Genomic DNA, 20,576 nt, shown 5'->3' on the forward strand with positions numbered 1-20,576 from the left:
CCGGTTGCGCGTCGACGCCTCCTCAGCAGTCGGGCGCCTCGTAGGGGAGCGTCGACGTCGCACCGTCGTGGACGTCGCCGGGCGCGCCGCTGCGGACCTGCACGGTGCCACCGACCGTCGTGCCACGGACGGCGAACGACTGGTAGGCGCTCGTGCCCGGCGCCACCGAGGAGAAGCTCTTCGACCCGTACGCGGTGACGATCTCGACGTCGCGCGGTCCGCCCGAGCCGTTCAGCGCCCGGACGGCGAGGTAGGGCCGGTCCCCGACGCAGCGCGGAACCACCTGCGCGGTGATCGCGGGGTCCGCCGGCGCGCCCGCGGCGGCGAGCAGCTCCAGCGGGATCGAGTCGGCGATCGCCTGCTGGCCGGCGACGTTGGCGTGGATGCCGTCGCCGTTGTCGTACCGCGGGTCGATCGAGTCCGGGTTCGCCGGGTCCTGGAGCACGGCGTCGAGGTCGAGGACGCCGTCGCAGGTCCCGCTGCAGTCGCCGCCCGTCCGGACGAACGCGTTCACCGCGTCGCGGTAGTCGTTCATCCGGGCCGTGTACCCAGGACGCGGCGTGATCGGCGTGACGAAGACCTTGATGCCCGCGTCGTGCAGCCGCTGGAAGATCGTGCGGTAGCTGGCCAGGATCGTCGCGTCGGAGCAGCCGTTCGCGATGTCGTTGGTGCCGTAGTAGAAGATCACCCCGGTCACGCCGTGCAGCGCGAGGACGTCACGGTCGAGCCGGGAGACGCCGTCGAGCCCGTCACGGTTGCACTCCGGCGCGCTGGTCGTCCCGCTGATCCCCTCGTTCACGACGGCGACCTGCTGCGACGCGGGCAGCTCCGTGGCCACGCGCCGCGCGAGGTCGTCCGTCCAGCGCCGGTCCTTGCCGAACGCGTCGCAGCCGGGACCGCAGTTCTCGCTGCCGACGCCGTCGACCACCGAGCTGCCGTAGGCAACGATCGTGCCCGCGAGGTCGGCATTCATCACGTCGACGGCGCTGACGAAGTACGTCCACGGGAGCGCCTCCGTGAACGACGCGCCCGAGACCTCCGCGTTGCGGTTCCCCGAGCGGGCCGGCGCCCCGTAGTTGGTGCGCCCGGCCCGGTCGTGCAGGCTCGTGACCGTCGGCCTGGCCAGGTAGAAGGTGACCGCGACGTCGTCCTGCGCGCCGGTCGCCAGGGACGTCGGGTCGCTCCAGACCTCGCCGCCCACCGGGATCGTGACGCTCTCCTTGCCGCCGAAGGTCAGCACCCGGTCGGTCCCGGCGACGATCGCCGGACCCCCGGCGCTCCTGGCGAGCGACGTCTGGTCGATGATCACCGGGCCGGTCCCGAACTGGTTCTGCAGCCGGATCCGGACGGCGTCCCCGCCCTGGGTCAGGTGCGTGACCATCCGCATCGACTGGTCGTCGAAGCTCTTCGTCGAGACGCGCTGCTGCGACTGCGACCAGCTCGTGTGCCAGCCGTCGCGCTCGGGCGGGTCGCCAAGGGCGGCGGTCGCTCCGAGCCCCGCCACCAGGCACGCGGTGGTCAGGAGCGCGAGCAGCGCCCGGCGAGCATGATGCGGCGTCATCGGCACACCTCTGGTCCTCTCGTTCGCCGCGCCGACCAGGCCCGGGGCCGGTCGCGCGGCTGACAGCGTTGTCACGGCGACGGTAGCAGCGCACGGCCGGCGGGCAACCGCTGGATCAGTGGTGCCGATCGACGCCCCGACGTACTGGAGATCGAAGCCTTGACGTCCTACGGTGCGATCATGGCGAACGCGCACCCTGCACCAGCGCTCGGCCGCGCAGTCGCGCACCAGGCGATGGTGCTCGGGTCCGTGGTGATCACTCTGGTGACCCCGGCCCCGCCGACCATCGTGCTGGTCCTGCTGATTCTGATCACTGTGGCGTTCCAGGTGCTCGCCGCTCGCGAATGGGCCCGGCTGGACCGACGACGGCGCGTGGCCCGCAGCAGGTCATAGCTCGAGCGCTTCGGCGGCCGCAGTCGCGGCCCAGGACGCGAGCACCTTCAGCCCGTCCTCCGACGGCGACCCGGGCACGGCCGTGTAGACGTTGAGCTGGAGCCCGGCGTCGGCAGGCAGGAGCAGCGCCTCGTAGTCGAGCTCGAGGGTGCCGACGACGGGATGGTGGAAGACCTTCGTCCCGGTGCGGTGGTAGCGCACGTCGTGCGACGCCCACAGCCGGCGGAAGTCCTCGCTGCGCGTGGACAGCTCGCCGACGAGGGCGGTGAGCTGCTTGTCGTACGGGTTCCTGCCCGCCTCGGCGCGCAGGATCGCGACGGCATCGTGTGCCAGGCGGTCCGTCTTCGCGCCCCAGAACGCCCGCGCCGCCGCCGGGTCGAGGAACTGGAACCGGGCCGTGTTCACCGGCTTCTTCGCTATCCGCTCGGGCGAGTCGTACAGCGGCGCGTACAGGGCGTGGCCGAGCGCGTTCGCGCCGAGGACGTCGAGCCGGCCGTTGCGCACGAACGCCGGCATGGCGTCCATCGAGTCCCGGATCCGCTGGACCACCGGGCGCAGCGCCGGGGCGGCGGCGCGCCGGGCCCGGGACCGCGCGGCACCGGAGGCGTTCGCGGCGCGGGCCAGGTCGAACAGGTGGCCGCGCTCCGCCTCGTCGAGCTGCAGCGCCTCGGCCAGCGCCTCGAGCACCTCCTCGGACACCCCGCCGAGGTTCCCGCGCTCCAGGCGCGTGTAGTAGTCGACGCTCACCCCCGCGAGCATCGCGACCTCCTCGCGACGCAGGCCCGGAACGCGGCCGTTGCCCCCGTAGGCGGGCAGACCCGCCTTGTCCGGCGTGATCCGGGCACGACGCGTGGCGAGGAACTCGCGGGTCTCGGCCTTCATGTCCATGCCTGTGACGGTACGTCCGAGCCGGTCGCGGCGGGAGGTACTGGCGTTACCGCCCAGCGGGGTACCAGCAGAACCTCCCGAGTTCCGCGGACCGTGCCTAGCGTGGAGGGCATGACCACACACGAGATCCCCTTCCTGACCCTGAACAACGGCGTCGAGCTGCCCGCCCTCGGGTACGGCGTCTTCCAGACGCCGCCGGACGAGACGGTGCCCGCCGTCGAGGCGGCGCTCGAGGCCGGCTACCGGCACATCGACACGGCCGCCGCCTACGGCAACGAGGCCGGCGTCGGCGAGGCGCTGCGCCGCTCCGGGCTCGACCGCGACGACGTCTTCCTCGAGACCAAGGTGTGGATCAGCGACTACGGCTTCGACGCGACCCGGCACGCCTTCGACAAGTCCGCCGCCAAGCTCGGCGTCGAGACGATCGACCTGCTCATCCTGCACCAGGCGCTGCCCAGCCGGTTCGACCTCACCATCGAGGCCTACCGGGCCCTGGAGACGCTCGTCGCCGACGGGAAGGTCCGCGCCATCGGCGTCAGCAACTTCATGCCCGACCACCTCGACCGCCTGCTCGAGTCCACCGCGACCGTCCCCGCGGTCAACCAGGTCGAGGTGCACCCCTACTTCCGCCAGCCCGACGTCCTCGCGGCGAACGAGCGCAACGGGATCCTGACGCAGGCCTGGTCGCCGATCGGCGGCATCACATTCTACCGCGACGGCGAGCACACCAGCACCCTGAAGGACCCGACGATCGTCGCGATCGCCGAGGAGCACGGCAAGAGCGCGGCGCAGGTCATGCTCCGCTGGCACCTGCAGCAGGGGCGCTCCGCCATCCCCAAGTCCGTCACGCCGCACCGCATCGCGGAGAACTTCGACGTCTTCGACTTCGAGCTCACCGTCGCCGAGCTCGCCGCGATCGACGCACTGGACACCGGGGTGCGCGGCGGCCCCGAGCCCGAGGACGTCACCCTCGAGTCCTTCGGCCGCGACATCCCCGAGGCCTGACGGCCCCGGCCGGCGCGGGTGCGGGTCCCCGCCGGCCGCGCGACGCTGGAACCACGACGCACCCGACCGATCGGAGCGGCACCATGCCCACCTGGAACACTGACGACCTCGCCGCGATCGACGGCGTCGACGAGATCCACGTCGCCGCCCACCAGGACGACGGCACCCTGGCCGCGTCCCGCACCATCTGGTCCGTCGTGGTCGACGGCGTCCTGTACGTCCGGTCCGTGCGCGGGGTCTCGGGCGCCTGGTACCAGGACGTGCGGCGCACCGGGACCGGCCGCCTCGACGCCGGCGACGTGCAGGCGGACGTGACCTTCGGCCGCGACGACGAGCACGACCCGGCGATCGACGCGGCCTACCACGCGAAGTACGGCGACGGCCCGCACGTGCTCGCGATCACCAATCCGGAGGCGACGGCGACCACGCTGCGGGTCGAGCCCGCCTGAGGCGGGTGGAAGGGTGAGGGGTATGGAGACGACGGACGCCCCCGTGCCCGCCGGAGGCCTCGACTACCACGCGGTGTTCACCGCGCTCGCCGCGCCGAAGATCGTGCTGTCGACGGACCTCGTGGTCCTCGACGCGAACGAGGCGTACCTGGAGATGACCGGCCTGCGGCTGGCGGCGATCGCCGGTCGCCCTTATCTGGAGATGCTCGGGAGCCTGCCGGGCCGTCGGCACCGGGCGCCCGTCGTCGCGGACGCGTGCCGGCGCGCGCTGCGCAGCCGACGCCCCGAGATCGGCGCGCCCACCCGCTGGGACCTGCCGGACCCGGCGACGGGCGACGAGCGCGAGCGGTACTGGTTCGCCATGGTCCTGCCGGTGCTCGGCCCCGTCGGCGACGTCGACGCCCTCCTGGTCCGGGTCGAGGAGGTCCGCGCGGACGACGACGCACCCGGCCCCCACCGCACGTATGCGGACGCCGTCGCGGGCTTCGACCGGGAGAACCGAGAGATCGCGCTGCGCAGCACCGTGCAGCGCTATCGCGACACCGTCGCGCAGGAGCGGGTCGCGGCGCTCGAGCTGCAGGAGTCGGTCCTGACCCCGCCGCCCGCGACGCCCGGTCTCGCCGTGGACGTGCGGTACCGCCCCGCCACCCGCGAGATCCGGGTCGGCGGGGACTGGTACGACACGGTGGTGCAGCCGTCCGGCCGCACCGTCGTCGTCATCGGCGACGTCACGGGGCACGACGTGGGCGCCGCGGCGACGATGGCCCACCTCCGAGGGATCGTGCGGACCGTCGCCTACGACTCGGACGGTTCGCCGGCACAGATCCTCGAGCGCGCGCAGCGCGTGGCCGCGGGGCTCGGGGTCGACGCGCTCGCGGCCGTGACGGTGGCCGCGCTGGGCACGCCCCGACCCGACGGGACCCGCGAGCTCACCTGGTCGAGAGCGGGGGCGCTGCCCCTCCTCGTGCGCCGGTACGACGGCCGCGCCGAGCTGCTCGACGTCCGCGGCGACCACCTCTTCGGGCTCGACCTCCCGCGGCCCCGGCACGACGACGTCACGCTGCTGCGACCGGGCGCCACGCTCCTGCTCTTCACGGACGGGCTCGTGGAGCGCCACGGCGAGCCGCTGCCGCGGTCGCTGGACCGGATGCGGGCGACGGTCGACGCGATGCGCGACGTCTCCCCGGAACGCCTGTGCGACGTCGTGCTCGCCGCCCAGCTCCACTCGGTGGAGGACGACGACGTCGCGCTCCTCGCGGTCCACGTCGAGGACGCCTGAGGCCGGCCCGGGACGAGCCGGGCCCCGGTCACGGCGGCGGGCACGTGCGACCCGGCGCGTACACGGAGTACCGCCGCTTCTCGGCGTCGGACGCGAGCCCGAGGTAGTTCCGGTAGAAGCGGAGGTGCGCCGCGAACCCCGCGTGCACGTTCATCAGCCGGTCCCCGCCGGTGTCGTACTCGGCGTAGGTGCCCAGCGGCGCCGCGTGCACGTGGACGTTCCCCGCGTCGGCGAGCGCCTGCGCGTACCCGGCACCGTTCGCCCGGCACATCAGGTGGGTCAGGTGCTTGAACCGCACCACGATCCGCGTGGCCGTCGACGACGGGTCGAGCGCCGCGCCGAGGTTGCTCACCAGCCAGGCTCGGTCGTCCGCCTCGAGGGGGCTCGTGAGGGTCAGCACGGTCTCCGGGTCCGTGCCGCTGTCGCGAAAGCCCGGCGCCCGCTCGATCGCGGTCAGCGCGCGGTGCAGGACGCGCGGGAAGGCGCACCCCCAGAGCCAGGCGACGGCGTCGGGCGCGAAGGCCGCGCGGAACAGGCCGAGCCCGGCCGCGTCCATCTGCGGGGCGACGAAGTCCAGCCGCGGTCGCGCGTCCCGGTCGTCGGGGTCGCGCGCCGTGGAGGGGACGACGAGGTCGACGGTGACGGGGGTGCCGGACCCGACCACCGGGAAGGTGAACGACCACGAGCGGTCGTCGAAGGAGTTCACGAGGATCGGTCCGCCCATCCAGCCGTGGCTGAAGAAGCTCAGCTCGGCCAGGGTGCCGGGCGCTGCCGCACCGATCTGCCGGACCGTGGCGTAGACGTCGTCGACCCCCAGGACCCGCCACTGGCCCGGCCGGAACCGCGGGTGCCCGCCGGCCGGCGCGGCGTAGCTCGCCCGCGTGACGGGGTCGTGGCTCCTGGTCACGGAGACCGCCTCGGTGCGTCGCCCGCCCGGGAACGTGACGTCGCGGATCTCGGTCTCGCCCGTGCGCACGTCCATCGTGACGAACCGGAGGTCCTCGCGGGCGGTGTTGCGCCGCTCGAGGAACCGGCGGCGGTTCGTCGTGAAGACGCGGAAGTCCACCCCCGCGAACTCGTAGTCGACTCCCGCGACGAGGACGACCTGCTGCATGGCCCCGGCTCCTCAGGCGACCGGCTGCCAGTCCTCGCCGACCTTCGTCCAGGACGGCAGCGCGTCGTCCTGGCGAAGCGCGACGAGGGTCGTCGGCAGGCGCACGAGCCACGGCTCGCCGTGCGGGGTCTCGGCGCCCGGCGCGCCCTGCGCCTCCTGGATCTCCTTGAGGATCGGCACGTACAGCGGGTCCGAGACGTCGGGCGCCTGTCCGCCGTCCCAGATCTCGCCCGTCTCCAGGTAGTGCGCGACGGCGGCCTCGAACCCCGGGCGCACGGGGAACACCACGCGCGCGGCACCGGCCCGCAGGAAGTCCGCGAACTCGGGATCGACGTCGTCGAGCAGCATCCGCCGTCCCCAGGCGGGCTTCCAGCCCCAGAAGTAGGGGTAGTAGAAGTACGCCAGGTGCTCCCACTCGAAGGCCTGCTCGAAGAACCGCACGTACGGCATCTGCGCCTGGGCACGGGCGAGGCTCGGCTGCGGGTAGCCCTGCGGGGAGAGCTCGAGCGCGCCGAACGCGTCGAAGTGCTGCGCGGTCAGCAGGGTCAGGGCCTGCTTGCGCAGCTCCGTGGTCGCGATCCGCCGGTTCCATCCGGGGTTGCGTCCCGTGACGACGACGCCGGCCTGCGCGGCCGCCTCGGCGAGCGCCGACTCGTACGCCTGCTGCTTGGCGAGGTATCCCTGGACGATGGCGGCGTGCGCCTTGAGCTGCCACGTCTGCATCGCCCGCTCGGTGCGCTCGCAGAAGATCTGCACGGTCGCCGCCAGCTGCCGCACCTGGCGGGAGTAGAAGGAGATCGAGACGGTGCCCACCTCGCCGTCCATGTCGACGTAGCTGCCCGTCAGCACGTCGACGACCGTGGAGCCGACGACGGCCGCCCACACCGCGCCGCCGTAGAAGTAGTAGGCGGAGGACACGTACGCGAACCTGGCGCGGTAGCCGTCGTCGATCGACAGCTGTTCCGACGTCGACTGCTCGTGCGGGTCCTCGGGGAGCACACCGTCGTACGGCTTGGAGAGGGTGCGGAACGGCTCGGGGGGCGCCTCGAGGCCCGTGACGTCGTACCGCTGGGCATACAGGCGGTAGTTGCCCTCGTTGATCTGGTCCGCGCGCAGCGTGAAGGGCGCGGGCTCGACCAGGTGCTGACCGTCGTCGGCCGCGTCCGTGCTCTGCGCGACGACGAACGCCGTGCCCGGCTCGGGCAGCGTCAGGTCGAACAGCATCCGCTTGCCGTAGTCGTAGACCTGAGCCTGGAGCACCTTGTCGACCCACTGGTAGACGCCGCTGATGTTCGCGTCCCCCGCGGTGTTGTCGAGCCCGTGGCTGTACCGCTCCTCGAACTCGCTCGTCGTGGTGGTGCTGCGCCTCTGCAGCACGCGATCGGTGACCCTGCTGACCGACCGGGCCACGACGTCCTTGCTCAGCTCGGACGCCTGCTTCGTCGCCTCGTCGCTCGAGCTCTTGGTCGCGAAGTCCGCGTTGGCCTTGACCTCGACGAACGGCCCGTACTTCGCCGTCACCGCCACGCCGGCCTTGAGCTCGCTCTCCTCGTGGAGGGTCTGCTCGGTCTCGCGCTTGAGCGAGAACCGGTCGGTGGTCTGGGTGTCCCGCTCCTGCTCGGTCGTCGTCTCCGACTCCTCCAGGACCGTGGTCTCCGTCCGGTCGAGGCGCCGCGTCTCGCGCGAGAGGTGCTCCGAGCGCAGCACGTTCTCCACGTGCGCGATCTCGCCGCCCTCGTACCGCAGCACGTGCTGCTTGACGAGCAGCAGGTCCCCGATCCCGACCGGGTGCACGGCGCCGTGGCCCGTGGGGATCGCGGTCCCCGGGGTTCCCACGTAGCCGGAGACCGGTGCGTTCGCGAGGAACGAGCTGCCGATCTTCGTCACGCGCCGTGCGGCGGAGTCGGCCAGCCGGACACGCTCCACCTCGCCGAGCAGCTCCTCGCGCCGCGCCGCGAGCGTCTGCAGCGCGACCGGGAGGCCGGCGCTCTCGAGGGAGACGTCCAGCCGGGAGAGCGTCGAGCGGGCCGGGGCCCGGAGCCGCTCGACCGCCCGGGCCTCGAGCCGCCAGGTCGCCACGGTGCCCGCGGTCGTCGGCGCGGCGCGCTCGCCGCGCGATGCCGCCGGCCCGCTCTCGTCCCCCTGCACGCCGGCGGGCGCGGGCGCCCGGAAGTCCGCCGCCCGCAGGCGCCGCAGGTCGGCGATGGTCGCCTCGACCTGCGCGAGCTCGCGCTCGGCCTCCGTCTCCTGGCGGTCCGGGAGGGACGACGGCGCCCCGCCGCGCTCCGTCGGCGGCACGTGCCGGGTCGGGAAGGACGGGTCCGGGGCGGGCTTCTCACCGAACGTCGGCATCGCGAGGGGGCGCAGCCCGACCGGGCTCCCGTCGGCGGCCTCCGCCGCACGGCGGAGCGCGTCGAAGCCCTGGGCGACCGCGGCGAGCCCGCGCGCGTCCGACCCTGCCGACGCCGAGACGAGCTTGGTGGCGACCAGGGTGTCCGCGAGCGCCCCCTCCTCGGTGCCGAACGACTCCGTGCCCAGGAGATCGTGCAGCGAGCCCCCGGTGCGCTCGTCGACCAGCTCCTCGACGTCGGCGCGCGGCCGCGGACCGGTGGCGAGCAGGGCCCGCACCGCGAGCGCGAGCGCGCCGTGCTCGAGCTCGTCGCTGCGGCGCACCGCGTGACCGGAGGCCAGATAGGTCCCCGCCTGTCGGCGCGCCGCGCCGGCGCCCTGGGCCCGGTCGAGCTCGACCGGCGCGAGCACCGCGACCTCGGCCTCGTCGGGGCGGTCGGCCGGCCGCATCAGCATGAACCGGAAGATCTCGTCCATCACGCGCCTCCTGGTGGTCACGGGCCCACCGTGGGGCGGCGGGCCCGGGACGGCCGCGCCGTCGTCGGCCGTGCCCACCTGGAGAGAGCGGGTCTGCCCGTCCGCTGATGCGCGCGCGCCGGGTGAAGCCCGGCCGTGCCGCAGCGCAGCGGGAGGCACTGGAGGCGCCCGCGCCCCCGTCAGCGCGCGGCGAGCACGCGACCCGCGTCGGCGGCGGCGCTCTCGGCGGCCTTGAGCGCCATCGCGCCCTCCTCGCGGAGCCCGTCCATCGCCGGGTTGACGCCCACGAGGGTGAGGTCGCGCTCGACGACGGTCAGGTCGGCGCCCCAGACGTCCACGAGGATGCGGCGCAGGTAGCCGATGCTGTGCTCCCACTCCTCCTTGGGCATGCCCGGCCCGTAGGCGCCGCCGCGGGTGGTGATCAGCACGGTGGGGGTGCCGTCGAGCAGGCGGTCGCCGAGCTCCCCGCCCGCGATCGCGAGGTCGATCCAGGCCTTCGCGTGCTGCGAGACGCCCCAGTTGTACAGCGGGAAGGCGAGGACGACGGCGTCGGCCTCACGCAGCTCACCGGTCACGGTGGCGGCGAGGCCGAGCGCCTCGACCTGCTCCGGGGTGCGCGCCTCCTCGGGGGTCCAGGCGCCGCCGACCGCCGCGCCCAGGGCGGTGGCGGGCAGCGGGTCGGCGCCGAGGTGGCGGGTGACCAGGGTCTCCTCGGGCCGGGCGGCGGTGATCTCGGCGGTGACGAGGTCGGCGAGCGCGCTGCTCGCGGACTGCGGGCCCTGGATGCTGGCGTCGACGCGAAGGACGGTCATGGGGTGCTCCTCGGGACAGGCGCCGGGGCGCCGGTGTGAATGTTCAACATCACCCTAGGCCGAGTCGTGTTGAATGTTCAAATAGCGCTAGGATGGACCGCATGACCCCGGCAGCAGGCACGCACACGGGCACCGAGGCGGGCACCGCGACCCCGTGGCTCACCAGCGAGCAGGTCGAGGACTGGAAGTCCCTCATCGCGCTCGTGATGACGCTCCCCGCCGCGCTCGACGCGCAGCTGCGCCGCGACGCCGGCATGAACACCTTCGAGTACCAGGTGCTCGTCAGCCTGGAGGCGTCCGAGCGCGGGATGCTGCCGATGACGGACCTCGCGGTGATGACACAGAGCTCCCCGTCGCGCCTCTCGCACGGGGTCTCGCGGCTGGAGCGGGCCGGCTGGGTCGAGCGCGTCGAGTGCCACGAGGCGGGACGCCGCACGAGCGCGCACCTCACGGACGCGGGCCTGGCGAAGCTGCGCGAGACCGCGCCGGGCCACGTCCGCGAGGCGCGGCGCCTCGTCGTCGACGCCCTCGGCGACGGCCAGCTCGCGGCGCTCGGCGAGGCCGCCCGCGTCATCGTCTCGCGCACCTCCCCGGAGATGGCCGCCGCCCTGGGCGTCCAGCCGCGCGCGTCCGCGCGCTGAGGGCGTCGCGGCTCTCCCCGCCGCGCCTCGTATCCTGGGCCGCACCGAGAGACCGGAGGACCCGATGGCCGAGAGCGGCTTCCTCGCGCCCGGCGAGGCCGTCGACCTGGACAACTGCGCCCGCGAGCCCATCCACGTCCCCGGGCGGATCCAGCCGCGCGGGGTCCTGCTCGCCCTGCGCACCGACGACGCCGTCGTCACCCAGTGCTCCGCGAACGTCGCCGACCTGCTCGGCGTCGGCGTCGAGCAGGTGCTCGGCGCACCCCTCGCCGCGGCGATCGGGCCGGACGCCGCCCAGGTGCTCCTGGACCACGTGGCGAACGTCGAGGACCCCCGCCTGCACAACCCGCTCGAGGTCCAGATCACGGTGGACGGCGTCGCCGAGCGGTTCGAGGCGATGCTGCACCGCACGCCCGGATCGGCCACCGGGGCCCGGCCCCCCGTGCTGGTGCTCGAGCTCGAGCCGTTCTCCAGCCACGCCTCCCTGACGTACACGAGCACGTTCGAGCCGGTGCGCGACGCCCTGGCGGAGCTCGACCGCGCGGCGTCGCTCGAGGAGCTGTACGACGTCGCGGTGCGCCGCGTGCGCGAGCTCACGGGCTTCGACCGGGTGATGCTCTACCGCTTCGATGCGGAGTACAACGGCGAGGTCGCCGCGGAGGCGCGGCGCGCGGACCTCAACGCGTTCCTCGGGCTGCACTACCCGGCGTCGGACATCCCGGCGCAGGCCCGGGCGCTGTACGAGAAGAACTGGATCCGCCTCATCTCGGACGTGCGCTACGCGCCGGCGCCCGTCGTGCCCACGGACGACCCCGTGACCGGGCAGCCGCTCGACCTCACCTACGGCACGCTGCGCAGCGTCTCCCCGATCCACGTCGAGTACCTGCAGAACATGGGCGTCGGCGCCTCGATGTCGATCTCGCTGCTGCGCGACGGGCGCCTGTGGGGCCTGATCGCCTGCCACCACTACTCCGGGGCGCACGCCCCCTCCTACGCCGCGCGCGCCGCCGCGGAGTTCCTCGGCTCCGTGCTGTCCGTCCGGCTCGTGACCCAGGCGGAGGACGACCGCGCGGCCGCCGCCCGCCTCTCCGCCGGCGTCCTCGCGCGCCTGGTCGCCGTCACGCGGGACGACGACGTCTCGCTCGCCGCCGCGCTCACCGGCACCCCCGGCCTGCTGGACCTCGTCCCGGCCGACGGCGCGTTCGTCGTCGCCGAGGGGCGCGTGGGCCGCCTGGGCGACGTGCCCGACGACGCCACCGGCGAGCGGCTCGCGCGAGCGCTGGCGGACCGCGGCGACGAGGTGCTGGCCACGAACGAGCTCGGCCGCACCGCCCCGGAGATCGCCGCGATCGTGCCCGGGGCCGCGGGCCTGCTGGCGCTCGTCGTCCCCGGCGGCGCGGTCGCCGTGTGGCTGCGCGGGGAGGTCGAGCAGAGCGTCGACTGGGGCGGCGACCCGCACAACAAGGCCATCGCCCGCCGCGAGGGCGAGACGGTGCGCCTGTCCCCGCGCAAGTCGTTCGCGCTGTGGCGCGAGGTCGTGCGCGGGCGCAGCGAGCCGTGGGCGGAGGACCAGGTCGACGTCGCGACGTCGCTGCGCGGCTACCTCGGCGAGGGCCTGCTGCTGCGCGGGCGCCGGGACATCCGGGCGGCCGCGACCCTCCAGCGGTCGCTGCTGCCCACACAGCTGCCGGAGGTCGAGGGCTGGACGCTCGACGCGCTGTACGCGCCGTCGGGCGGCGGGCACGCGGGCGGCGACTGGTACGACGCGCTGCGGCTGGAGGACGGGCGGCTCGTGGTCGTCGTCGGCGACGTCTCCGGCCACGGGCTTCCCGCGGCGGCCACGATGGGCCAGCTCCGCAACGCGCTGCGCGCGCTGCTCGTCACCGGCAGCCCCGCCGTGGTCGCGGTCGAGCAGGTCGACCGGCTGGTGCGCCTGACGCTCCCCGGGCAGGTGGCGACCCTCGTCGTCGCGGTCGTGTCCCCCGCGTCCGGCGAGGTCGAGTACGTCACCGCCGGCCACCTGCCGCCGATCGTCACGTCGCCCGGGACGGACGCCCCCGCGACGGTCTCCGACGTCCTGGGCACGCCGCCGCTCGGGGTGGGTCAGCGCGAGAACCGCACCGGCACGGCGCAGGTGCCGCCCGGCGGCGCGCTGCTGCTCTACAGCGACGGCCTCGTGGAGCGCCGCGACGAGTCGATCCTCGAGTCGCTGGAGCGGCTGCGGTCCGCGGCCGGGCGGACGACGGAACCGCGAGCGCTCCTGACGCTCGTCCGGGACCCGACCTCGGACGACGACGCGACGGTCGTGGTGGTCCGGCGCGACTGAGCGCTCCGGGCCTGGCGCCCTCCGGTCAGGCGCTGTCCGGTCAGGCGCTGACGCTGCGCGCGCCGACGCGCACGGTGAACCGCGCCCACACGTGCTTGGCGTGAGGGGTGCGGTACCAGCCCACCTCGTCGGCGAGCCGCGCCGCGAGCCGCAGCCCGAAGCCGCCCTGGCCCGTCGGCCGCCCCGAGGCGATCTCCGGCGCGCGGTCGGGTGCGCGGTCGACGACGTCGAGCAGGATCTCCCCGTCGCACTCGCACAGCCGGACGGTCGCCGGGCCGCGCCCGTGGCTGAGGGCGTTCGTCGCGAGCTCGCTCGCGACCAGCACCACCGACTCGGGCACGTCCTCGATGCTGACCCGCGGGCCGCCCGGCAGCGTGCTGCCCAGCTCGACGCGCAGCGCCGTGAGCTCGTCGACGGTGAAGAGCGGCCACGAGCGCACCTCGCGGAAGCCCTCGGGCGCGCGCGCCGCGGTGAAGCTCGTGTCCACGATCGTCCGCCTCCCTCAGTCCGTCAGGACGAACAGGCCGTCCACGCCGCTGATCCGCAGCAGGTCGACCACCCGGTCCGGTGCGCCGACCAGCACGGGCGGCGTCGGCTTCGTCTCCGCCGCCGTGTAGAGCAGGCGCAGGCCGCCGGAGTCGATGAACGTCACCCGGCTCATCTCCACGGTAAGCGTCTCGTCGCCCGTCCGCCGGAGATGGTCCCCCAGCAGGTCCGTGACGCGCCGCTGCACGGCGGCGTCGACCTCGCCCCACATCTCCCACCGGACACCGTCCGGGGCGACCCGGACCCCACCGGCGGGCGCGTTCTCGTCGTCCACTGTCACCTTCATCGCGAGCTCTCGCGACCGCGTGCGTCTACACGGCCGCACATATAGTGCCCGACGCCTGATCGTCGCGCCGAATCCGGGACCGCGAGCGCGCCGGGCGCTCCCGTGCTTCGCTTCGGCCATGACGTCGACCCCGGGCCCGCGCGCGGCCGTGCGGCCGGCGATCGCCTGGTCGTGGCGGGGCGCCGCCCTCGGTCTCGCCTACGCCGTCCCCGGCGCCGTCGCGACGGCGCTGGACCCCGCCACCGGGCTCGCGCTCGCCGTCGGCGTCCTGCCCGCCGCCGCGCTCGGGCTGCGCGGCCCGCGGCGACGCCGCGCGCTCGTGGTGCTCGTGGGCGCGCTGGCGGGCCTGTCGATGATCCTGGGGTCCCTCGTCGCGGGGACCCCCGTCCTCGCGGTGGCGACGATCTTCGTTCTCTGCGTCCTGGCCGCGCTGGCCACCGCCCGCCCGGCCCGGCGGCTCGCCCCGCTCGTGCTCGCCCTGGGCCTGCCCCTGGTGGGCGCGGGGCTGAGCGAGACGCCGTCGGCCGCCGTCGGCGCCGCCCTCCTGCTGCTCGCAGGATCCGTCTACGCGTGGCTGGTCTCGCTGCTGTGGCCCGAGAGCGCCGCGCCGCCGCGCGCGCCGCGGCCCGTGCCGTCGCGCGCGCTGATGCTCCGCTACGGGATCCAGATCGGGGCCGCCGGCGCGGCGGCCGCCGCCCTCGGCCTCGCCGCGGGGATCGACCACCCCGGCTGGGCCTGCACGGCGGCGCTCCTGGTCAGCCGCCCCCGGGTCGACCTGCTGCGCTCGCGGGGCGTCGGCCGCGCGGCGTCGGTCCTCGTGGGCGCCCTGGTCGCCTGCACGGTCGGCGCCCTCGACCCCGGTCCGCTCGTGGTCGCGCTCGTCGCGACGGCGGCGATCGTGTGCGCGACGGCGACGTCGGGCAGCCGGTGGTACGTCCTGCCCGCCTTCACCACGGCCGTCGTCCTGTCCATGCTCGTCGCCCGGGACGAGGCCGGGGTCCAGCACTGGTTCGTCGAGCGCGTCGGGGAGACGCTCGTGGGCGTCGCGCTCGCCCTCGCGGCCGCATGGGTCGCGGGCCGGGTGGGGCGCGCGGACGCTCCGTCCGCGCCCGGGGCGCGCGGCGCCGTCGGGCGCTGAGGAGCGCTCACCGCGTCGCGTCCGCAGACGGCGCCTGAGCCTCCGCGTCACCCCGCCCAGGGCGCGCGGATCTCCTTCCAGTCCACGACCGTGAGCGGCACGGTGAGCACGGGACGGTGCTGGTGGTGCGCGAGGTGCGCGGCGACCGAGCCCTCCATCGCCTCCCGGAACCGGTTCCCCGCACCCGGGGCCCGGGTCCCGACGACGATCACCGCGGCGTCGACCGCCCGCGCGAGGTGGGTCAGCGCCCGGTCCGGGCGGCCCGCGAGGTAGTGCAGGTCCCAGCCGACGGCGTCGTCGCGCAGGAGCTTGCCCAGCGCGGACCGCAGCCCGCGCTCGGTGTCCTGCCAGGCGTCGTCGGGCGCGTCCGGGTCGACCGCGGCGTGCAGGACGGAACCGTCCGGGCGCTCCTCGACCGTGTACCGGCTGGTGTCCACGTAGGCCAGGTGCAGCGGGGCCCCGGTCGCGCGGGCGAGGGACACCGCGGTGCGCACCACGAGCGGGTCCTGGTCGGGGACGACGCCGACGACGACCGGGTGGGCGCCGAACGCCACCATCCGCTCGAGCGCGGGCTGCGGGACGGACCTGGGACCCATAGCCACCCCCTCGTCTGTGCTGCGCTGCCTCGACCCCCAGTAAACGCCCCATCCCTCGTCCAGGCAGCGGACGTACCGTGGGAGGCATGACCACGACGATCGCCCTGATCACGGGCGCCAACAAGGGGATCGGGCTCGAGACGGCCCGTCAGCTCGCCGCGCAGGGCCTCACCGTGCTGATCGGCGCACGCGACGAGGCCCGCGGAGAGGATGCCGCCCGCGTGCTGCGCGAGGGCGGGGCCGACGCCCGCGCCGTCCAGCTCGACGTGACGGACGAGCGGTCGGTGGCCCGGGCCGCAGCGGCGATCGAGGCGGAGCACGGGCACCTGGACGTGCTCGTCAACAACGCGGGCACCGCCACGATCTCGCGCCGGCGCGCGCAGCCCAGCGAGACGTCGCTCGAGGACATGCGGGCGGTGTACGAGGTCAACGTGCTCGGCCTCGTCCGGGTGACCAACGCGATGCTCCCGCTCCTGCGCCGCGCGCCGGCCGCGCGGATCGTCAACGTCTCCAGCGAGGTCGGCTCGATCGGCTCGCAGACGTCCGAGACCAGCCCCCTGTTCGCGATGCCGGCCTCCGCGCAGTACCCGTCGTCCAAGGCCGCGGTCAACATGCTCACCGCGATGTACGCCAAGGAGCTCAAGGACACCCCGATCAAGGTCAACGCCGCCAACCCCGGCTTCACCTCGACGGACTTCAACGACCACCGCGGCATACGCACCGTCGAGCAGGGCGCGGAGGCCAGCGTCCACCTCGCCACCCTGCCCGACGACGGGCCGTCCGGGATCCTGTGGGGTCACCTGTGGACGACCGAGGGCGACGGCGACGGCGGGTACGGCGTGCTGCCCTGGTAGGCGCGGGTCTCGGCCTCGTCAGACCGCCGGCGGAAGGTCGACCCGGCCGCCCGAGGTCCACGAGCGTTCCGCAGCGTCGACCAGCGCCGCGACCTGGACGGCCCGGTGCACGTCGACCGTGACCGGTGCGCCGTGGCGCACCGCCGCGGCGAACTCGGCGCGTACCGTCGCCCAGCACTCGCCGTGGTCCATGCCGGCGGTCGAGTAGCGGGCGACCCCCGCCGAGGAGTACACGTCGACGTCGGTCAGGACCGCGTCCGTGCCCACGTGGCCCGAGAGGGACGTCTGGGCGACGGGCCCCTCGTCGTGCCACGTCGTGAGCGTCGTGAAGGCGTCGCCGCTCTGGTCGACCCGGACGGAGGCGATCCGGCCGACGGCGAGGTCGAGCAGGTCGAGCACGTGCGGCCCGAGGTCGCGCAGCGCGCCCAACGGCCCTGAGCGCCACGTCGTCCCGTCGCCCGCGGCGAACGACCCCTGCAGGAACCCGCCGTGCAGGTAGCGCGAGGACGCACCGAGGACGGGCCCGTGGCCGCGGAGCGCCGCGGCCTCCTCGAGGAACGCCCTCGTGCGGTGGTGGTACCGCTTGGTCAGGACGACGAGGTTCGCGACACCCGCGGCCTCCACGGCGCCGGCGACGTCCCGGGCCTCGGTGAGGCTGAGACCGAGAGGCTTCTCGAGCAGGACGGCGCGGCCTCGACCGGCCGCGACCGGTGCGAGCTCGGCCTGCACGGCCGGCGGGACGGCGAAGTCGACGGCCTCGCAGGACTCGAGGAGCTCGTCGAAGGTCCCGAAGGCCGGCACCTGGTGCTCGGCCGCGATCGCGGCCGTCCTGCGCGGGTCGCGACCCCACACCCCGGCGAGCCGCGTGGGCCCGTCCCCGGCGTGCATCGGCGCGTGCATCGTGCGGGCCCAGTGCCCGGTCCCGACGAGGCCCACGGAGACCGGCCGGTCGACGTCCTTCATGCGAGCCTCTCGTTGACGGACTGCGGGGAGAGCTCCTGCTGGACCACCTGCCCGGCGATGCCCACCAGGCTCCCGTCGCCCCCGAGGTGACCGAGGTGGACTCCCAGGTGCCGGGTGGCCCGGGGCAGCGTCGCCGGGTAGAGCGACTCCCGCACGCCGCTCAGCAGGGCAGGCGACGCGAGGTCGCCGCTGAGCAGCAGGAGGCCGGGGTTGACCAGGGTGATCGCGGTCGCGACCACCCCCCCGATCGTGCGACCGGCCTCACGGGTCAGGCGCACGGCATCGGGGTCGCCCTGGGCGAGGAGCGCCTGGACGTCACGGCCCGAGTGCACCGCGTGGCCACGGTCGCGCAGCTGGCGCGCCACCGCTCGTCCGGAGGCGACGGCCGCGAGACAGCCGGTCGCGCCGCACTGGCACCGCACGCCCTCGGCCTGCGGAACCCTGACGTGGCCGATGTCGCCGGCCGCGCCGTCGTCGCCCTGGAAGATCCTCCCGTCGAACACCATGCCGGCGCCGATGCCCGTCGAGACCTTGAGGAGGAAGAGCGACCGGGGTCGTTCGGCGAGCCGCGAGAACTCCCCGTACGCCATCACGTCGGCGTCGTTGCGGACCACGACGGGGACCTCGGGGCGCCCCAGCTGTTCCGCGACGTGCCCCGCGACGGGGAAGGCGTCCCAGCCGGGGAGGATCGGAGGTTCGCTCGGGCGGGAGCTGCACGGGTCGATCGGGCTCGGCAGGCTCACACCGACGCCCAGGAGGGGCCGGTCCGCGTCCCGGCCGAGCAGCGCCGCGAGCGCGACGGACACCCTCCGCAACGTCACCTCGGGCCCGTCCGCGACGTCGACGTCGAGGAGCTCGCGTCCCCGGATCGTGCCAGCCAGGTCGGTCACCGCGACCTCGGCGTGCGCCGTCTCCACGACCGCGACCCCCGTGCGCCCGGCGTCCGCGTTGAAGGCCAGGCGCACCGGCCGCCGGCCGCCCGTGGCGTCCCCGGTGCCGATCCCCTCCACGAGGCGTGCCTCGAGCAGGGCGTCGACCCGCTGTGCGACGGTCACCCGGGAGAGCCCGGTGATCTGGGCTATCTCGCCACGCGTCGTCGCCCGCCCGTCGCGCACGAGGTCCAGCACGTCTCCCGGTCCGAAGATCACGACCCTTCCCGCCCCTCAGCCCTTGTCCGCGCCGGCCGTGAGGCCCTCCGTCAGTGCACGCTCCGCCAGACCATAGAGCAGCACGACCGGGACGGTGAGCAGGACCGACCCCGCCATGAGCACGGTCTTCGACACCTCGATGCCGTTGGCGAGCTGCGTCAGCCCCAGGGAGACCGTCCAGCTGTCGCGGTCCGTGACCAGGAACAGCAGGGCGAACAGCAGCTCGTTCCACGCGATCATGAAGATGTACAGCGCCGTCGACATGATCGTCGGCATGGCGAGGGGGACCGTGATCCGGCGCAGGATCATCCACCGGCTCGCGCCGTCGATCTTGGCCGCCTCGTCGATCGACTCGGGGATCGTCTCGAAGTACGAGCGCAGCATGTGGACGGACACCGGCAGGGTGAGCGCGATGTACACCAGGACGAGCCCGACCAGCGAGGCGCCGAGACCCACCTTGGTGAAACCGACGAACAGCGGGATCGCGATCACGATCGCCGGAAACATGTACACGGCCAGGAACATCGCCCCGATCGTGTCGCGGCCGCGGAACCGCAGCCGGGACACCGCGTACGCCGCCGGGATCACGGCGACGAGCGTCAGGACGGTGCACGACAACGAGACGATCGCCGAGTTGCGCATGAAGTGGGCGAATCCCTGACCGCCGTCGTCCTCGCTCCGCAGGACCTCCGCGTACGTGTCGGCGGTGAAGCTCTGGACCGGGACCCACAGCCGGCCGGGGTGGGTGAGCAGCTGCTCGATCGGGACGAAGCTGAGCATCACCATGTAGTAGAAGGGGAAGACCGTGATGACGATCAGGAAGACGATCAACGCCCATCGCAGGACGGGCCAGAGCCTGAGCTCGAAGGCGAGCCGATTCATGCGTCCTGCCCCTTCCGACCGAAAAAGCGCATGTAGACGGTGAGGAACACCGCGAGGATGACGGCGAGCACGAGGGCGTTGGCCGCCGCGCCGCCGATGTCCAGGTTGCCCGTGAGCTGGTCATAGACCCTCACCGGTGCGATCTCCGTCCCGGCGGTGCCGCCGGTGAGGAGATAGACGTCGTCGAACTTGTTGAAGGTCATGATCAGGCGCAGCAGGCACAGCAGGGCGATCGTTGTCACGAGCTGCGGAAAGACGATGTGCCGGAACGCCTGCGACGGCGTCGCGCCGTCGACACGAGCGGCCTCTTCGATCTCGTTGGGCATCGCGAGGATCCGGGCCGTGAAGAACATGAAGGCGAACGGGAAGTAGCGCCAGATGTCGAAGAAGATCACCGTCATCAGTGCGAGCGGGCGCTGACCGAGGAAGTCGATCGGTGCATTCCATCCGAGGAACGACGTCCCCCAGGCATTGAGCAGGCCGTACTGAGGATTGAGCAGCACCTTCCAGACGAACGCGACAGCGACCACCGGCGCCACATAGGGCAGCAGCATGAACGTGCGTACGAGCCCACGGCCACGGAACGGCCGACGGAAGGCCAGCGCTGCCGCGAGGCCGAGGGCCACCGAGCCGGCCGTCGCGCCGACCGAATAGATGATCGTGGTCCACAGCGACGACCAGAAGCTGGGAGCGGTGACCACGGCGAGGACGTTGTCGAGGGTTGGCGAGCCGGTCACCCCGTGCTCCGCGATGGTCTTCAGGGACGTGTCCTGGAACGCCAGCACCACGTTCCAGATGATCGGGACGACGATGATGACGACGACGATGAGCGCGGTGGGCGCGATCATCACCAGGCCATCACGGCCCTC

At 73.9% G+C, this 20,576-nt stretch carries 20 protein-coding genes; 8 read left to right on the plus strand and 12 right to left on the minus strand.

Annotated elements, in window-relative coordinates; translation table 11 throughout:
• Positions 1–22 precede the first annotated feature (22 nt).
• On the minus strand, positions 23–1,561 hold the full coding sequence (locus tag EDF32_RS09270) for a GDSL-type esterase/lipase family protein (protein ID WP_123308245.1): 1,539 nt from the start codon (positions 1,559–1,561) through the stop codon (positions 23–25).
• Positions 1,562–1,741: 180 nt separating this feature from the next.
• Between EDF32_RS09270 and EDF32_RS09275 the strand changes: the two genes are divergently transcribed.
• On the plus strand, positions 1,742–1,954 hold the full coding sequence (locus EDF32_RS09275; protein WP_123308246.1) for a hypothetical protein: 213 nt from the start codon (positions 1,742–1,744) through the stop codon (positions 1,952–1,954).
• Here the strand turns inward: EDF32_RS09275 and EDF32_RS09280 are convergent.
• Complete coding sequence (locus EDF32_RS09280) at positions 1,949–2,842, minus strand: helix-turn-helix transcriptional regulator (RefSeq protein ID WP_123308247.1); 894 nt, start codon at positions 2,840–2,842, stop codon at positions 1,949–1,951. The genes EDF32_RS09275 and EDF32_RS09280 overlap by 6 nt on opposite strands.
• Positions 2,843–2,953: 111 nt before the next feature.
• Between EDF32_RS09280 and EDF32_RS09285 the strand changes: the two genes are divergently transcribed.
• The 3 genes from EDF32_RS09285 (at position 2,954) to EDF32_RS09295 (ending at position 5,575) form a co-directional block, all read left to right on the plus strand.
• On the plus strand, positions 2,954–3,847 hold the full coding sequence (locus EDF32_RS09285) for an aldo/keto reductase (protein WP_123308248.1): 894 nt from the start codon (positions 2,954–2,956) through the stop codon (positions 3,845–3,847).
• Positions 3,848–3,930: 83 nt separating this feature from the next.
• Positions 3,931–4,296, plus strand: a complete 366-nt coding sequence (locus tag EDF32_RS09290) for a DUF2255 family protein (protein WP_123308249.1) — start codon at positions 3,931–3,933, stop codon at positions 4,294–4,296.
• A gap of 22 nt (positions 4,297–4,318) precedes the next feature.
• Positions 4,319–5,575, plus strand: a complete 1,257-nt coding sequence (locus EDF32_RS09295) for a PP2C family protein-serine/threonine phosphatase (protein WP_123308250.1) — start codon at positions 4,319–4,321, stop codon at positions 5,573–5,575.
• Between the two features lie 28 nt (positions 5,576–5,603).
• On the opposite strand, the gene EDF32_RS09300 is transcribed toward EDF32_RS09295, so the two are convergent.
• From EDF32_RS09300 to EDF32_RS09310, 3 genes are all read right to left on the minus strand, one after another.
• On the minus strand, positions 5,604–6,689 hold the full coding sequence (locus EDF32_RS09300) for a hypothetical protein (protein ID WP_123308251.1): 1,086 nt from the start codon (positions 6,687–6,689) through the stop codon (positions 5,604–5,606).
• A 12-nt stretch (positions 6,690–6,701) separates the two neighbouring features.
• Positions 6,702–9,536 (minus strand): hypothetical protein, encoded by a 2,835-nt coding sequence (locus EDF32_RS09305; RefSeq protein WP_148061586.1) that lies wholly within the window; start codon positions 9,534–9,536, stop codon positions 6,702–6,704.
• A 158-nt stretch (positions 9,537–9,694) separates the two neighbouring features.
• Positions 9,695–10,327, minus strand: a complete 633-nt coding sequence (locus EDF32_RS09310; protein WP_123308253.1) for an FMN-dependent NADH-azoreductase — start codon at positions 10,325–10,327, stop codon at positions 9,695–9,697.
• Positions 10,328–10,428: 101 nt separating this feature from the next.
• Between EDF32_RS09310 and EDF32_RS09315 the strand changes: the two genes are divergently transcribed.
• On the plus strand, positions 10,429–10,968 hold the full coding sequence (locus EDF32_RS09315; RefSeq protein ID WP_123308254.1) for a MarR family winged helix-turn-helix transcriptional regulator: 540 nt from the start codon (positions 10,429–10,431) through the stop codon (positions 10,966–10,968).
• A gap of 64 nt (positions 10,969–11,032) precedes the next feature.
• On the plus strand, positions 11,033–13,294 hold the full coding sequence (locus EDF32_RS09320) for a SpoIIE family protein phosphatase (RefSeq protein ID WP_123308255.1): 2,262 nt from the start codon (positions 11,033–11,035) through the stop codon (positions 13,292–13,294).
• A 40-nt stretch (positions 13,295–13,334) separates the two neighbouring features.
• Here EDF32_RS09320 and EDF32_RS09325 read toward each other — a convergent pair whose 3' ends face one another.
• Together EDF32_RS09325 and EDF32_RS09330 are read right to left on the minus strand one after the other, a co-directional pair.
• Entirely contained in the window at positions 13,335–13,781 is a 447-nt protein-coding gene (locus tag EDF32_RS09325; RefSeq protein WP_199734883.1) for an ATP-binding protein, read from the minus strand.
• 15 nt (positions 13,782–13,796) lie between these two features.
• Positions 13,797–14,126, minus strand: a complete 330-nt coding sequence (locus EDF32_RS09330; protein ID WP_123308256.1) for an STAS domain-containing protein — start codon at positions 14,124–14,126, stop codon at positions 13,797–13,799.
• Between the two features lie 118 nt (positions 14,127–14,244).
• On the opposite strand from EDF32_RS09330, the gene EDF32_RS09335 reads away from it, so the two are divergent.
• Complete coding sequence (locus EDF32_RS09335; RefSeq protein ID WP_123308257.1) at positions 14,245–15,264, plus strand: FUSC family protein; 1,020 nt, start codon at positions 14,245–14,247, stop codon at positions 15,262–15,264.
• 47 nt (positions 15,265–15,311) lie between these two features.
• Here EDF32_RS09335 and EDF32_RS09340 read toward each other — a convergent pair whose 3' ends face one another.
• Positions 15,312–15,860, minus strand: a complete 549-nt coding sequence (locus EDF32_RS09340) for a universal stress protein (RefSeq protein WP_123308258.1) — start codon at positions 15,858–15,860, stop codon at positions 15,312–15,314.
• Positions 15,861–15,946: 86 nt separating this feature from the next.
• Here EDF32_RS09340 and EDF32_RS09345 point away from each other — a divergent pair, with 86 nt between their 5' ends.
• Complete coding sequence (locus EDF32_RS09345) at positions 15,947–16,714, plus strand: SDR family oxidoreductase (RefSeq protein WP_123308259.1); 768 nt, start codon at positions 15,947–15,949, stop codon at positions 16,712–16,714.
• Positions 16,715–16,732: 18 nt separating this feature from the next.
• Here EDF32_RS09345 and EDF32_RS09350 read toward each other — a convergent pair whose 3' ends face one another.
• Genes EDF32_RS09350 through EDF32_RS09365 form a run of 4 tightly spaced genes read right to left on the minus strand, consistent with a single transcriptional unit; the run spans position 16,733 to position 20,555 of the window.
• Positions 16,733–17,677, minus strand: a complete 945-nt coding sequence (locus EDF32_RS09350; protein WP_123308260.1) for a Gfo/Idh/MocA family protein — start codon at positions 17,675–17,677, stop codon at positions 16,733–16,735.
• The gene (locus tag EDF32_RS09355) at positions 17,674–18,825 is read right to left on the minus strand and encodes an ROK family transcriptional regulator (RefSeq protein WP_123308261.1); all 1,152 of its coding nucleotides are present in this window, start codon (positions 18,823–18,825) and stop codon (positions 17,674–17,676) included. The genes EDF32_RS09350 and EDF32_RS09355 overlap by 4 nt, the downstream gene beginning before the upstream one ends.
• A 15-nt stretch (positions 18,826–18,840) precedes the next feature.
• Entirely contained in the window at positions 18,841–19,707 is an 867-nt protein-coding gene (locus EDF32_RS09360; RefSeq protein WP_123308262.1) for a carbohydrate ABC transporter permease, read from the minus strand.
• A complete protein-coding gene (locus tag EDF32_RS09365) occupies positions 19,704–20,555 on the minus strand; it encodes a carbohydrate ABC transporter permease (RefSeq protein ID WP_233565831.1) in 852 nt (283 codons plus the stop codon). Before EDF32_RS09365 ends, EDF32_RS09360 begins: the two co-directional genes overlap by 4 nt.
• Positions 20,556–20,576: the final 21 nt, after the last annotated feature.

The organism is Cellulomonas sp. PhB143, assembly GCF_003752595.1.
Lineage (GTDB): Bacteria > Actinomycetota > Actinomycetes > Actinomycetales > Cellulomonadaceae > Paraoerskovia.